This is a genomic window from Burkholderia sp. b14 (assembly GCF_900156195.1).
Classification (GTDB): domain Bacteria; phylum Pseudomonadota; class Gammaproteobacteria; order Burkholderiales; family Burkholderiaceae; genus Mycetohabitans.
Window position 1 is genome coordinate 1,410,679 of the sequence record NZ_FTPJ01000003.1, and the last position, 13,322, is coordinate 1,424,000.

The following is a 13,322-nucleotide window of genomic DNA, read 5'->3' on the forward strand; positions in this document are numbered from 1 at the left end:
CCTTGCCTTGGCTCGATTTGATAAGAGTGAAACCGCAATAAGAAAAAGCCCGTATGCATAAGGCGTACGGGCCTCCTAGTTACATCATCCTAAAAGTACTCGCTAGAACGGAATATCGTCGTCCATCTCATCGAATCCGCCGCCGGCAGGCGCGCTGGGCCGGCTCGCACCGCCGCCCGCACCCTGGCGTGCGCCACCCGACGCGCGCCCTCCACCGGCGCCACCGCCTTCGCCCCGCGATCCGCCTGACGTGCCGCCGCCGAAGTCATCGCCACCGCCTGAGCCACCACCGCCTGAGCCGCCACGGCCACCCAACAACTGCATGCTGTCCGCGACGATTTCGGTCGAGTAACGGTCCTGGCCGCTCTGATCCTGCCATTTGCGGGTGCGGATACGCCCTTCGACGTACACCGGCGAGCCCTTCTTCAAGTATTCAGCGGCGATCTCCGCCAAGCGGCCGAAGAACACCACGCGGTGCCACTCGGTCAGTTCCTTAAATTCACCCGATGCCTTGTCCTTGTACCGGTCCGTCGTGGCCAGACGAATGTTGGTCACCGCATCGCCGCTTGGCAAGTAGCGCGTTTCCGGGTCGGCGCCGAGATTGCCGACAAGAATCACTTTGTTAACGGATGCCATATGCCTTTCTCCAGTTTGATTCGATACGCGTTACACGAGGCGTCGGATGCGCGGTCAATGCGCGCCGCGGCTGCCCGCTGGCGGCGGCACCTTCATCGGGGCCGCAATGATAAGCCAAACGAACACCAGCACGGAACAGGCCAGGAATACCGACGCATCGCCATGCAGCTTGAGCAGCCAGCCGCCCATCACACCACCCAGCGCGAGCCCAAGCGCCTGCGTCGTGTTATAGACGCCCATCGCGGCGCCCTTGCGCGTGCCCGGCGCGAGCTTCGATACCATCGACGGCTGCGACGCCTCCAGCACGTTAAATCCAGTAAAGTACACGAGCAGGATAACCGCTACCGCCATCATCGCATGGCCGACCTGGGCCAGCGCAAGCTGGCCAATCAGGATAGCGATGATGCCTGAGAGCATCACGGCCTTCATCTGGCCCCGATTTTCTGCCGCGATAATCGCCGGCACCATCAGCACGAACGCCAGTGCCATGACCGGCAGATAGACCTTCCAGTGCGACGCGACCGGCAGCCCGGCGCCGACCAGGATCCGCGGCACGACGACAAACAGCGCGGTCTGCGTCGCGTGTAGCGCGAACACGCCGAAGTTCATCCGTAACAGTTCGCGGTGACGCAGCACCTCAGCGAACGGCGCCTTGACATGGACCGGCGGTGACGCTGGATCGGGCACAATCCACAGCACCACTGCGATCGCTAATACCGATAGTACGCCGATTGCCGCGAACAGCCCACTCATGCCGATCACCGCATACAGCACCGGCGCGCCGACAATGGCTACTGCAAACGAGACGCCAATGCTGCCGCCGATCATCGCCATCGCCTTCGTACGGTGATGCTCGCTGGTCAGGTCGGCGATCAGCGCGAGCACAGCCGACGAAATCGCACCCGCACCTTGCAGCGCGCGGCCGACGATGATCCAGTGGATAGTGTCCGCGAGCGCGGCCACCGCGGCCCCAAGCGCGAAGATCACCAACCCGGCGACGATCACCGGCTTGCGCCCGATGCGGTCGGACAACCATCCGTAGAAAATATACAACGCCGCCTGCGTCACGCCGTAGACGCCCAGCGCGATACCAACGAGCACCGTGTCGTCGCCGCCCGGGATCGTGTGGGCATAGACGGAGAACACCGGCATGATCATGAACAAACCGAGCATGCGCAACGCGAAAACCGACGCAAGTGAGACGGTCGCGCGCAACTCCGGCGCGCTCATTCGAGAAGAAGAAGCGGACGATGTGGGCATCGAGATGAATTTCCGTCCATTCATGCACCCTGACCGGGTGTCAGCTCTGCCCGTTGGGCGCTGGTACGGCGGTGAAGAAAAGTCGTTATAGTAGCAGGTTTGGCAGCAACGCCCGCGAAGCCGGCACCATCGCTCAATGGAAGAGATTCGCATCCGTGGGGCCCGCACCCACAACCTGAAAAACGTCAACCTTGATCTGCCGCGCCACAAGCTGATCGTGGTCACAGGGTTGTCGGGTTCCGGTAAGTCATCGCTCGCCTTCGACACGCTGTACGCGGAGGGGCAGCGACGCTACGTCGAGAGCCTGTCCGCGTATGCGCGGCAGTTCCTGCAGTTGATGGAAAAACCGGATGTCGACCTGATCGAGGGTCTGTCGCCGGCCATCTCGATCGAGCAGAAGGCGACGTCGCACAACCCGCGCTCCACGGTCGGCACCGTCACCGAGATCCATGATTACCTGCGACTATTGTACGCACGGGTGGGCACGCCGTACTGCCCGGATCACAGCATCGCCCTGCAGGCACAAAGCGTATCGCAGATGGTCGACGCCGCGCTGTTTCTGCCCGAGGATACGAAGCTGATGATTCTCGCGCCGGTCGTGGTCAACCGCAAGGGCGAGCACGCCGAGCTATTCGAGCAGATGCAGGCGCAGGGCTTCATCCGCTTTCGAGTGCGCTCCGGCGGCGGCACCGCGCACGAAGGGACCGCGCAAATCTATGACGTCGACGCGCTGCCCAAGCTAAAAAAGAACGACAAGCATACGATCGACGTCGTCGTGGATCGGCTCAAAGTGCGCCCAGACATGAAGCAGCGGCTCGCAGAGTCGTTTGAGACCGCGCTGAGGCTCGCCGACGGTCGCGCGATCGCGCTGGAGATGGACAGCAACACCGAACATCTGTTTAGCGCAAAGTTCGCGTGCCCGGTCTGCTCTTACTCACTGCAAGAACTTGAGCCGCGGCTGTTCTCATTCAACAACCCGATGGGTGCATGCCCGGAATGCGACGGCCTGGGACAAATCACCTTCTTCGACCCGAAGCGGGTAGTCGCGCATCCGTCGCTGTCGCTGGCCGCCGGCGCAGTGAAGGGCTGGGACCGGCGCAACCAGTTCTATTTCCAGATGCTGCAAAGCCTGGCGGCATTCTACGAGTTCGACATCGAAACAGCATTCGAGGACCTGCCCGAGGCGGTGCGCCAGTCCGTGCTGTACGGTTCCGGCGAACAGGCCATCCCCTTCTCGTACATGAACGAGCGCGGCCGCGCGTCGGTGCGCGAGCATCCGTTCGAAGGCATTATCCGCAATTTGGAGCGCCGCTACCGGGAAACCGATTCGGCGGCGGTGCGCGAGGAACTGGCGAAATACCAAAACAACCAGGCGTGCCCCGCATGCGAGGGCACCCGGCTGCGGCGTGAGGCGCGCCATGTGAAGATCGGCTCCGACGACAACGCGCGAGCAATCTTAGAGGTGAGCAGCTGGCCGCTGCGCGACGCACTAGGTTACTTCCAGACGCTGAAGCTGGACGGCGCCAAGCGTGAAATCGCTGACAAGGTGGTCAAAGAAATCGTCGCGCGTCTGATGTTCCTAAACAACGTCGGGCTCGATTACCTGTCGCTGGAGCGCAGCGCGGACACGCTGTCCGGCGGCGAGGCTCAGCGCATCCGCCTCGCGTCGCAGATTGGCTCGGGCCTGACCGGCGTGATGTATGTGCTCGACGAGCCTTCGATTGGGCTGCATCAGCGCGACAACGACCGATTGATCGCGACATTGAAGCACCTGCGCGATCTAGGCAACTCGGTCATCGTCGTGGAGCACGACGAGGACATGATCCGGATGGCCGATTACGTGGTAGACATGGGCCCGGGCGCCGGCGAGCACGGCGGCATGGTGGTCGCGCACGGCACACCGCAGCAAATTGAGAACGACGCTGCCTCGATCACCGGCCAATATCTTTGCGGCGCGCGGCGAATCGCGGTGCCGCAGCAGCGGCGCGCACCGGATGAGCGCCGGCTGCAGATCATGCGGGCCTACGGCAACAACCTGAAGCATGTAACGCTGGACCTGCCGGTGGGTCTGCTCACCTGCGTGACCGGCGTATCAGGCTCAGGCAAGTCCACGCTAATCAACGACACGCTGTACCACGCGGTCGCACACCATCTGTACGGCTCGGCGGCCGAGCCCGCCCCGCACGAGGCCATCGACGGATTAGAGCATTTCGACAAGGTAATCAACGTCGATCAGTCGCCGATCGGCCGTACACCGCGCTCGAACCCGGCCACCTACACCGGCCTATTCACGCCGATCCGGGAGTTGTTCGCCGGCGTGCCGTCGGCCAAGGAGCGCGGCTATGATCCGGGACGATTTTCGTTCAACGTCAAGGGTGGACGCTGCGAGTCGTGCCAGGGCGACGGCGTGCTGAAAGTAGAGATGCACTTTTTGCCCGATGTCTACGTGCCATGTGACGTGTGTCACGGTAAGCGATACAACCGGGAGACGCTCGAAATCCAGTACAAGGGCTGCAGCATCAGCGAAGTGCTCGACATGACGGTCGAACACGCGTATGAATTCTTCCGCGCGGTGCCAGTGGTGGCGCGCAAGCTCAAGACGCTGCTCGACGTGGGGCTCGGCTATATCCGGCTGGGCCAGTCCGCGACCACATTGTCCGGCGGCGAAGCACAGCGAATCAAGCTTTCGCTGGAACTGAGTAAGCGCGACACTGGTCGCACGCTTTATATCCTGGACGAGCCGACGACGGGATTACACTTCCACGATATCGCACTGCTGCTGGAAGTCATTCACCGATTGCGCGATCATGGCAATACGGTTGTCATCATCGAGCATAATCTTGACGTGATCAAGACGGCGGATTGGGTTATCGACCTCGGACCGGAGGGGGGCGCTGGCGGTGGTCAAATCATCGCGCAGGGCACGCCGGAACACGTGGCACAATCCAAGGCAAGCTTTACCGGCAAATACCTGGCGCCCCTGCTCGGCGCACGCCAGACGCAGGCCTAACGCATGTGCTACGCTGCGCCAACGTCCGTGCGGACAAATAGTCGTAACGAGGATTGGGGATGGCAACAGAATATGAAGCGGCGCGTCCGAGCGATGGCAATGACGGACGCGGCTCGGCGCAGGGGTCGCGTCCGGGGCAGCCGCTTCCGACGCACAACGTGAATCGACCGGGCCCTGCGTCGTTGTCCCGGCTCGCGCCGGTGGATATCGCCAGCTACCTATTCATGATCGCCGCGATGGTGCTGGTCATCGAGCTGAAGTTGCTCGGCGCGCTGCTGGCGGGGCTACTTGTTTATCAGGTCGTGCACCAAATCTCGCCGCGCCTGGAACGTCATTTGTCCAGCCAGCGCGCGCGGTGGTTCGCGGTCGTGTTCGTCGCCTGTGCGGTGGTCGCCGCCTTCACCGGCATCTCGTTGGGCATCGCACAGCATCTAGAAAAGCACGTCACCAGCGTACAAGCGCTGTTCGAGCAGGTGATGCGGTTCTTCGATCAAGCGCGTGCGCGGCTTCCGGCTTGGGCGTTGACGTATCTGCCAAGTAACGCCGCCGAGATCGAATCGAAGATTACCGTCTTGTTGCACTCGCACGCGACGCAGTTGCAGGAGGGCGGCAAAACGGCGATGCGCGGCATCACGCACGTGCTGCTCGGCATGATTCTCGGCGCAATCGTGGCCGTCGACGCGCAGCATCATGCGACTCGCGCGCCGCTGTCCGCGGCGCTAGTCACGCGGGTGTCACGCTTGGCCGACGCGTTTCGGCGGATCGTGTTCGCACAAGTCAAAATTTCAGCGGTCAATGCGTTCTTCACCGGCCTCTACCTGCTTGTCGCCCTGCCGCTGTTCCATTCGCGGCTGCCGCTGTCCAAGACGCTGGTGATCTTCACGTTTGTGGTTGGCCTGTTGCCGGTGGTCGGCAACCTGATCTCGAACACCGTGATCGTGCTGATCTCGCTGGCTTCCGGGATCGGCGTCGCGATTTCGTCACTCGCGTTCCTGGTGGTGATCCACAAGCTCGAGTACTTCCTGAACGCGCGTATCGTCGGCGGCGAGATCGAGGCCAAGGCGTGGGAACTCCTGATTGCGATGCTGGTGATGGAAGCGGCGTTTGGGCTGCTCGGCGTCATCGCGGCGCCCATCTTCTATGCCTATATCAAGCGTGAATTGGTGCTCTCCAAGCTGATCTGAGCGCGCGGGCGGCGCACGCTGCCGCACCTAGCCCGCTCGCAGTGCACGACGCGTTGGTCAACGCCCATGCCCCGCCAACACCGATGTGCTGAGCGTGTCCGTGGGCGGTGCACTTGTCCGTGGGCGGTGCACTGAGTCAGCGAAATACCACGGTTTTCGTGTCGTTGAGCACGATGCGGTGCTCAACGTGCCACTTCACCGCCCGCGCAAGGGTCACGCATTCGACGTCCCGGCCCACGGCCGTCAGTTCGTCGGGCGTCATGCTATGGTCAACGCGTTCGACTTCCTGCTCGATGATCGGACCTTCATCCAGATCCGTGGTCACATAATGCGCAGTGGCACCAATCAGCTTCACACCGCGATCAAACGCCTGGTAGTACGGTTTCGCCCCCTTAAAGCTGGGCAGAAACGAATGATGAATATTGATGGCCCGGCCGGCCAGCTTCTCACACAGCTCGCCCGACAGAATTTGCATGTAACGCGCCAGCACGACAAGGTCCACGCCGTGGTGCTCGACCAACTCCAGGACGCGGGATTCCTGTGCCGCCTTCGCCTGCGGCGTGCCGTCGGCCAGCGGTAGATAGTGGAATGGGATGTTGTAGCTCGCCGCGAGTTGGTAGAAGTCCTGGTGGTTCGACACGATCGCCGGGATCTCGATCGCAAGCTGTCCGGTGCGGTAACGGAACAACAAGTCGTTCAGACAATGACCGATCTTGGACACCATGATCATCACGCGCGACTTGACGTTCGCATCGTGCAATTCCCAGCGCATGCCAAATTGCTCGGCCAGCGTCGCGAAACTGGCGCGCAGCGCGTGTAGGCCGGGATCGCCGCCCACCTGCTGGAAGTGCACACGCATGAAGAACTCGCCGGTGCGACTATCGCCGAACTGTGCAGAATCCAGAATATTGCTGCCTCGCTCGAACAGAAATCCGGACACCGCATGCACGATGCCGGGCCGGTCGGCGCAGGCGAGTTTGAGAATGAAGCTGTGTTCGGTGGCCATGCCATAACCCCTTGTTTAATTCGTCACCGGGTAATACGGTTGGATAGGTCTGCCGGTGCCAGCCGACGCAGCGGCGTTCAATCGCCGGGCGCCTGCAGCAGTACGTCGAAAGCGCCGCATTCGGCGGAATCAAGCCAGCCGCGGCGCAACAGGCAATCAAGCGTCGCCAGGCTCGCATCGACGGTCATCCGGCCAGCTCGAACGATGTCGAGCAATTGCGTGCGCGACACCAGCCGGTGCTCGGCGACTTCCCCGTCGGTATTGCGCGGCGCGAAATCATCGGGCACCAGCAGATCGTAGACGAACAGTTGCTCGGCCTGCGTGCCCTCGTCAATTTCCTGCAAAACATGAATCGTGCGCCCCGCGCTGGCCGTGCTCACGAGCAACGACGCATCGATGCCGGACTCTTCGTACGCTTCCTTTACCAGTGTGTCGAACACCGGCAGCCCCCAGCCGATTCCGCCGCCAACCAGGCTGTCGAGCATGCCGGGATCGGTCGGCTTCGTGTCGCTGCGGCGCGCGATCCAGAAATACGGTTCACCGTCCGCGGCGCGCGGCGCAACCGGCGGGGCGGCACCGCCGACGCGCAGCGGCGGCGCCTCGCGGTCGAGGCCCACCACCACGCCGTTCAGATGGACAGCGTATGTCGTCGTGCCAAAGAACCGCGACGCCGCACGTTCGATAAAGGCGAGCGGCGGGTCGTCAAATGCATTGCGTATCGCATAGGTCTCGTTGCGCCATCCGCGAATCAGGCCGTGCGCGGCCAGCGCACCCATGACCGAGCCCAGTGCGGCGCTGCGCGCCTGGACGGTATCGAATGCATCGGCCATCACGACGCAGCGCTCACTGATGGCGAACACGTCCGGCCAGTGCGCGAGCCAACGCACGTCGCCCGCGCGGATCCAGCCGACCGGCTGCCCGCCGATCACGAACCGCAGATGCTGGTCGCGCCGGAAACGGCGCGCGGCGTCAATGCAGCCCCAAGTCATCGCCGATGCCCTTTGCGCATAAAACCAATGATTCTAACGCCTCTTCAACTCTGCGACGCGGCAACCCGAGCGTCGAAGGCGATGAAGGTCACGCCCGCCAGCCCGCCTAACCTAACGCCCACACGCGGTCAACGGCGCGCCCCTGCAAGACGTCCCGCGCGAGTACTGACAAGTAGCCCGGACCCGACGCGACGGTGATCGCCACGGACGTGGCGAGGAACAGCGGCAATTCAGACATCGCCTTGCTCCAGCAGATCATGGCCGCAGCGGCTCAAAACGTGCATACGGTATAGAGCGGTGCCCCGGCATTGCGCAGCAGCGTCGAGCCTCCCAGCTCGGGCAGATTGATGATCGCCGCGCACTCGACGACGCGTGCACCGAGCCGCTCCAGCAGCGCGTGCCCGGCCATCATTGTGCCGCCCGTGGCGATCAAGTCATCGATGAGCACGAGGCGCTCGCCCGGGCGGCATGCATCTGCGTGGACTTCGACCGTCGCCTCCCCATATTCGAGCGAGTAGGACGCTGATACGGTCGTGAACGGCAGTTTACCTTTCTTGCGGATCGGAATAAAACCCACGTTCAGCTCGTAGGCAAGGATCGGTCCGACGATGAATCCTCGCGCATCAAGCCCTGCGATATAGTCTAGCCGCTGGTCGATATAGCGCTGCACGAACAAGTCGACCAGCACCCGCAGGCATTTCGCGTCCTGCAGCAGCGGCGTGATGTCGCGAAATTGCACGCCAGGCTGCGGCCAGTCGGGCACAGTACGGATATGTTGGCGGATATAGGCGGCAGAATCGGTCAGCACCGCCGGTGGCGGCGCAGCGCGCTCTTGCATGGTGGTCTCCATTGCGGATCGGGCGCCGGGTGTCAGCCCGCGCCGGGTTCATTCGGACGTCATTCGACTGCGTGCCGCGCTAGGCCGGCTTCGTTGCCGCACCACGCCGCGCGCGCAGCAGCCGCTCCTCGGCCAGCGCGAGCGCGTTGGGCAAGCCGCGCAGCACGACGATGTCGTGCGCGCGCAGTTTCGTGTCGCGATCGGGCTCGACACCCCGTATACCATGCCGGCGGATCGCAGTGACTTCGATGCCCATTTCGAACAACCCGAGCTCGTCCAGGCTCTGGCCGACTGCGTCAGCGCTTTCGTCAATCGGCACCGATTGTAGCCTCACCTGCTCGATGCCATCCTCATCCAAGTCGTCCGCGCCGTGGAAATAGCCGCGCAACAGGCTGTAGCGCTTGTTGCGCAAGTCTTCGATGCGCCGCAGCACGCGGCGCATCGGCACGCCGACCAGCACCAGCGTATGCGATGCGAGCATCAGACTGCCTTCTACGATCTCCGGGATCACCTCAGTGGCGCCCGCGGCCAGCAACGTGTCTAGGTCGGCGTCGTCCACCGTGCGCACGATCACCGGCAGGGTTAGCTTCAGCTCATGTACGTTATACAGCACCTGCAGCGCCGAGGGCGTATTCGCATAGGTGATCGCGAGCGCCGCCGCCCGATGGATACCGGCGGCCAGCAGCGATTCCCGGCGCCCCGCGTCGCCAAACACGACTTGCTCGCCGGCCGTCGCCGCGGCGCTCACGCGGTCCGGATCCAGATCCAGCGCGACATACGATAGGCCCTCGTGCTCGAGCATCCGAGCCAGGTTCTGCCCGTTGCGCCCGTAGCCGCAGATGATCACGTGCCCCTGCTGCGTGATGCTCTGCGTCACGATACGCGTCATCTGTAGGGAGTGCATCATCCATTCGCTCGAAGACAGGCGCAGCACGATCCAGTCCATCGTATCGATAACGAACGGCGCCGCCAGCATCGACAGCAACATCGCCGCCAGGATTATTTGCATCAGTTCGTCCGAAATCAGGCGTTGCTCGCGGACCAAATTCAGCAGCACGAAACCGAACTCGCCGGCTTGCGCGAGCGCGAGCCCGGTGCGCATCGCCGCGCCGGGCATCGCGCCGAACAGACGAGCCAGGCCGGTGATTAGCGCCGCCTTGAACAGCAGCGGACCGACCAGGAACAACAGCACCATCAGCGGGTGCTGCCATAGTACCCGCGGATCGAACACCATCCCGGTGGTGATGAAGAACAAGCCCAACAGCACATCGCGAAACGGCTTAATGTCCTCTTCGACTTGATGCCGATATGGCGTCTCGGAGATCAGCATGCCAGCAATGAACGCGCCGAGCGCCAGCGACAATCCGAACGTCTCCGTGATGAACGCGGCGCCCAGCGTCACCAATAGCAGGTTCAGCATGAACAGTTCCTGCGAGCGCCGCCGGACCACCACATTGAACCAGCGAGTCATGAACCGCTGTCCGACAAACAGCAAGATCGTGAGCACCACGGCGGTCTTGACCACAGCCCACCCGAGTGCAATCGCCAATTCCTTCGGATCAGCCCCGAGCGCGCCGATCACGAGCAGCAGCGGCACCACGGCCAGGTCCTGGAACAACAGGATGCCAAAGATGGTGCGCCCGTGCGCAGACTCGAGTTCGAGCCGTTCGGCGAGCAACTTGCTGACAATTGCAGTCGAAGACATTGCCAGCGTACCGCCGAGCGCAACGCTCGCCTGCCAACTCAGGTGCAGCCAGGCGCGCGTGGCCATACCGGCGAGCACGGCCAACGCAATCGTGGCCATTACCTGCGACAGGCCCAGCCCGAACACGATCGTGCGCATCGAGCGCAGCTTGGCGATCGAGAACTCCAGCCCGATCGAGAACAGCAGGAACACCACGCCGAATTCGGCTAGATACTGCACCCGCTCCGAATCGCTCACCATGCCCAGCGCATGGGGACCGACGAGCATGCCCACGCTCAAGTAGCCAAGCATGGGCGGCAAGTTCAGCATGCGAAAGATCACGACCCCGACCACCGCGGCCAGCAACAAAAAAAGCGTGAGTTCGAGCGGCGATGTCATACGAGCCCTTGCGTCGGTCCTTTCAGTGGTCGGCCGACGTGCGCAAAACCAGGCAGTAACGGCCGGTACACACGCGGCAGCGCCATCAACGCTTCGGGAGCCGCGCCGCCGGGTGCGCCGCGAGCCAAATGCGCGTTTGCTATACTCCGCGCATGATAGCGAAAATCAATGGCGCCCGGGCATTGCAGCTGGCGCAGCACGTGCTCGACATCGAGGCAGAGGCCATCCGGAGCCTGAGTACGCGCCTGAACGGCGAGTTTGTCGTCGCCGTGGAAATGTTGCTGGCCTGCAAGGGGCGCGTGGTAGTCTCCGGCATCGGCAAGTCAGGCCATATTGCGCGCAAGCTGGCGGCCACGCTGGCGAGCACCGGCACACCCGCGTTCTTCGTGCATCCGGCCGAGGCGAGCCACGGCGACCTGGGCATGGTCACCGCCAACGACGTGTTCATCGGTTTGTCCAACTCCGGCGAATCGGAGGAACTGGTTGCGATCCTGCCGCTAATCAAGCGGCTCGGCGCAAAATTGATCGCGGTGACCGGACGGCCGGAATCGAGCCTGGCCAAGCTGGCCGACGTGCACTTGAATGCGCGCGTGGAAAAAGAGGCATGCCCGCTGAACCTCGCGCCCACGGCCAGTACCACAGCCACGCTCGCGCTTGGCGACGCGCTGGCGGTAGCGGTGCTCGACGCGCGCGGCTTTTCCGCCGACGATTTCGCGCGCTCACATCCGGGCGGCACGTTGGGCCGGCGCCTACTGACCTATGTGCGCGATGTGATGCGCACCGGCGACGAGGTGCCGCGCGTGACGCTGTGCGCGACGGTGCGAGACGCATTGTTTGAAATCACTGCGAAACGGCTAGGCATGACCGCGATCGTGAATGAGGATTCACACGTGGAAGGCATCTTCACCGATGGTGATTTGCGCCGCGTGCTGGAGCACAAGGGCGACATCCTGGGCCTGCCGATTACCGACGTGATGACACACAAGCCGCGCACGATTAGCGCCGAACAACTCGCAGTGGAGGCCGTGGAACTGATGGAGCGGTTCCGCATCAACCAGATGCTGGTCGCCGACGCCGATGGCACGCTGATCGGCGCGCTGAACACGCACGACCTTTTCTCCGCCAAAGTCATCTGATCCGACCATGGCCCTGACCGCAATTGAACGTGCCGCGCGCGTCAAGCTGATGATATTCGACGTGGACGGCGTGCTAACCGACGGCACGTTGTACTTTACGCCAGACGGCGATGCAATGAAGGGCTTCAACTCGATGGACGGCCATGGGTTGAAGCTGCTCGAGCAGGCCGGTGTCGCGACCGCGATCATCACCGGGCGCGATTCGAAGATCGTCGAGTTGCGCGCGCGCGAGATCCGCGTGTCATATCTGTACCAAGGGATCAGCGACAAACTCGTCGCGTTCGACAAGTTGCTGGATGCCGCCGGCGTCACCGCCAACGAATGCGGGTACATGGGCGACGACTGGCCTGATCTGGCGGTCATGCTGCGCGTCGGTTTTGCCGCCGCGCCAGCGGGCGCGCACCCCGAGGTACGCAGTCGCGCGCACTGGATCGCCACCGCACGCGGCGGTCACGGCGCCGCTCGCGAGGTCATCGATACACTGCTGCGCGCACAGGGCCGGTATGACGGTCTGCTCGCGGCGGCGTGCGAAGGCTAAGCGATGCGCGAGATACGCCTGTCCGCCTGGTTGCCGCTCGTGATCATGGCGGTACTCGCCGCCGGCACGTACTGGCTGCTGCAGAACACATTGCCGCGCCCGTCGCAGGGGGTATCGGCGACCAAGGCGCATACGCCGGACTATTTCGCCGACCACTTCTCGATCTCGATGCTGGACGAAAGTGGCGTAACGCAGTACCGGATCGCGGCCGCGTCGATGGTCCACTATGAGGACGATGCGGCGACGCACGCAACGCTGCCAGCAATCCGCGCGTTCGCGCCGGGTCAGCCGGTCGTCACCGCCACCGGCAAGCACGCTGTCATTAATGCGGACGGCTCGATCGTGGACCTGTACGACGACGCGCGCATCGTGCGCGACGCGGGTCCGACCGATCCGCGGATGCAAGCTGATTCCGAGCACTTCCGCGTGCTGACCAACGACGATATCATCGAAACCGAAAAGCCGGTTAAACTGCTACGCGGCCCGTCCCAGATGACGGCCAATGGCATGATCTACAACAACGTGACCCGCGAAATGCATCTGCTCGGCCAGGTACGCGGCATGATTGCCGCGTCCGACACGGCGGCGGGCGGACCGTTCAGTCAATGACGGGCACCTCTTTCTCGCACGACGCGCATGAAC

12 protein-coding genes and 1 pseudogene are annotated in these 13,322 nt (G+C 63.1%); 6 read left to right on the plus strand and 7 right to left on the minus strand.

Annotated elements, in window-relative coordinates; all coding sequences use genetic code 11:
• Positions 1–102: 102 nt before the first annotated feature.
• Both B0B13_RS10890 and B0B13_RS10895 read right to left on the minus strand, forming a co-directional pair.
• A complete protein-coding gene (locus B0B13_RS10890) occupies positions 103–636 on the minus strand; it encodes a single-stranded DNA-binding protein (protein WP_076796345.1) in 534 nt (177 codons plus the stop codon).
• Positions 637–690: 54 nt separating this feature from the next.
• Complete coding sequence (locus B0B13_RS10895; RefSeq protein WP_237573999.1) at positions 691–1,866, minus strand: MFS transporter; 1,176 nt, start codon at positions 1,864–1,866, stop codon at positions 691–693.
• Here B0B13_RS10895 and B0B13_RS19410 point away from each other — a divergent pair.
• From B0B13_RS19410 to B0B13_RS10905, 3 genes are read left to right on the plus strand one after another with little or no spacing between them, the layout of a single operon-like run.
• Entirely contained in the window at positions 1,787–1,987 is a 201-nt protein-coding gene (locus B0B13_RS19410; protein WP_235091483.1) for a hypothetical protein, read from the plus strand. The genes B0B13_RS10895 and B0B13_RS19410 overlap by 80 nt on opposite strands.
• 45 nt (positions 1,988–2,032) lie before the next feature.
• The gene (gene uvrA, locus B0B13_RS10900) at positions 2,033–4,906 is read left to right on the plus strand and encodes an excinuclease ABC subunit UvrA (RefSeq protein ID WP_076796350.1); all 2,874 of its coding nucleotides are present in this window, start codon (positions 2,033–2,035) and stop codon (positions 4,904–4,906) included.
• 59 nt (positions 4,907–4,965) lie between these two features.
• On the plus strand, positions 4,966–6,090 hold the full coding sequence (locus B0B13_RS10905; protein WP_370643236.1) for an AI-2E family transporter: 1,125 nt from the start codon (positions 4,966–4,968) through the stop codon (positions 6,088–6,090).
• A gap of 136 nt (positions 6,091–6,226) precedes the next feature.
• Here the strand turns inward: B0B13_RS10905 and purU are convergent, their stop codons facing one another.
• The 5 genes and pseudogenes from purU to B0B13_RS10925 all read right to left on the minus strand — a co-directional run bounded on the left by purU (position 6,227) and on the right by B0B13_RS10925 (position 11,006).
• Positions 6,227–7,096 carry a formyltetrahydrofolate deformylase gene (purU, locus tag B0B13_RS10910; RefSeq protein WP_076786054.1) on the minus strand — a complete coding sequence of 290 codons (870 nt, stop codon included), beginning with the start codon at positions 7,094–7,096 and terminating at the stop codon, positions 6,227–6,229.
• Positions 7,097–7,173: 77 nt separating this feature from the next.
• Positions 7,174–8,085 (minus strand): NUDIX hydrolase, encoded by a 912-nt coding sequence (locus tag B0B13_RS10915; protein WP_076796356.1) that lies wholly within the window; start codon positions 8,083–8,085, stop codon positions 7,174–7,176.
• A gap of 109 nt (positions 8,086–8,194) precedes the next feature.
• Positions 8,195–8,323, minus strand: a pseudogene (locus tag B0B13_RS18455) (LysE family translocator); the annotation flags it as partial.
• A gap of 33 nt (positions 8,324–8,356) precedes the next feature.
• Positions 8,357–8,923 carry an adenine phosphoribosyltransferase gene (locus B0B13_RS10920; protein ID WP_139337397.1) on the minus strand — a complete coding sequence of 189 codons (567 nt, stop codon included), beginning with the start codon at positions 8,921–8,923 and terminating at the stop codon, positions 8,357–8,359.
• 79 nt (positions 8,924–9,002) lie between these two features.
• Positions 9,003–11,006 (minus strand): monovalent cation:proton antiporter family protein, encoded by a 2,004-nt coding sequence (locus B0B13_RS10925; protein ID WP_076786051.1) that lies wholly within the window; start codon positions 11,004–11,006, stop codon positions 9,003–9,005.
• A gap of 152 nt (positions 11,007–11,158) precedes the next feature.
• Between B0B13_RS10925 and B0B13_RS10930 the strand changes: the two genes are divergently transcribed.
• Genes B0B13_RS10930 through lptC form a run of 3 tightly spaced genes read left to right on the plus strand, consistent with a single transcriptional unit; the run spans position 11,159 to position 13,289 of the window.
• Positions 11,159–12,142: a KpsF/GutQ family sugar-phosphate isomerase gene (locus tag B0B13_RS10930; protein WP_076786050.1), complete on the plus strand. Its 984-nt coding sequence runs from the start codon at positions 11,159–11,161 to the stop codon at positions 12,140–12,142.
• 7 nt (positions 12,143–12,149) lie between these two features.
• A complete protein-coding gene (locus B0B13_RS10935) occupies positions 12,150–12,680 on the plus strand; it encodes a KdsC family phosphatase (RefSeq protein ID WP_076786049.1) in 531 nt (176 codons plus the stop codon).
• 3 nt (positions 12,681–12,683) lie between these two features.
• Positions 12,684–13,289, plus strand: a complete 606-nt coding sequence (gene lptC, locus B0B13_RS10940) for an LPS export ABC transporter periplasmic protein LptC (RefSeq protein WP_076786048.1) — start codon at positions 12,684–12,686, stop codon at positions 13,287–13,289.
• The last annotated feature ends 33 nt before the right edge of the window (positions 13,290–13,322 follow it).

Bases quoted from the DNA above. Each gene is read 5' to 3' on its own strand.
- B0B13_RS19410 (WP_235091483.1), top strand. From the start codon at position 1,787: ATGATCATGAACAAACCGAGCATGCGCAACGCGAAAACCGACGCAAGT.
- uvrA (WP_076796350.1), top strand. From the start codon at position 2,033: ATGGAAGAGATTCGCATCCGTGGGGCCCGCACCCACAACCTGAAAAAC.
- B0B13_RS10915 (WP_076796356.1), bottom strand. From the start codon at position 8,085: ATGACTTGGGGCTGCATTGACGCCGCGCGCCGTTTCCGGCGCGACCAG.
- B0B13_RS10895 (WP_237573999.1), bottom strand. From the start codon at position 1,866: ATGAGCGCGCCGGAGTTGCGCGCGACCGTCTCACTTGCGTCGGTTTTC.
- B0B13_RS10890 (WP_076796345.1), bottom strand. From the start codon at position 636: ATGGCATCCGTTAACAAAGTGATTCTTGTCGGCAATCTCGGCGCCGAC.
- B0B13_RS10930 (WP_076786050.1), top strand. From the start codon at position 11,159: ATGATAGCGAAAATCAATGGCGCCCGGGCATTGCAGCTGGCGCAGCAC.
- B0B13_RS10905 (WP_370643236.1), top strand. From the start codon at position 4,966: ATGGCAACAGAATATGAAGCGGCGCGTCCGAGCGATGGCAATGACGGA.
- B0B13_RS10920 (WP_139337397.1), bottom strand. From the start codon at position 8,923: ATGCAAGAGCGCGCTGCGCCGCCACCGGCGGTGCTGACCGATTCTGCC.
- purU (WP_076786054.1), bottom strand. From the start codon at position 7,096: ATGGCCACCGAACACAGCTTCATTCTCAAACTCGCCTGCGCCGACCGG.
- B0B13_RS10935 (WP_076786049.1), top strand. From the start codon at position 12,150: ATGGCCCTGACCGCAATTGAACGTGCCGCGCGCGTCAAGCTGATGATA.
- lptC (WP_076786048.1), top strand. From the start codon at position 12,684: ATGCGCGAGATACGCCTGTCCGCCTGGTTGCCGCTCGTGATCATGGCG.
- B0B13_RS10925 (WP_076786051.1), bottom strand. From the start codon at position 11,006: ATGACATCGCCGCTCGAACTCACGCTTTTTTTGTTGCTGGCCGCGGTG.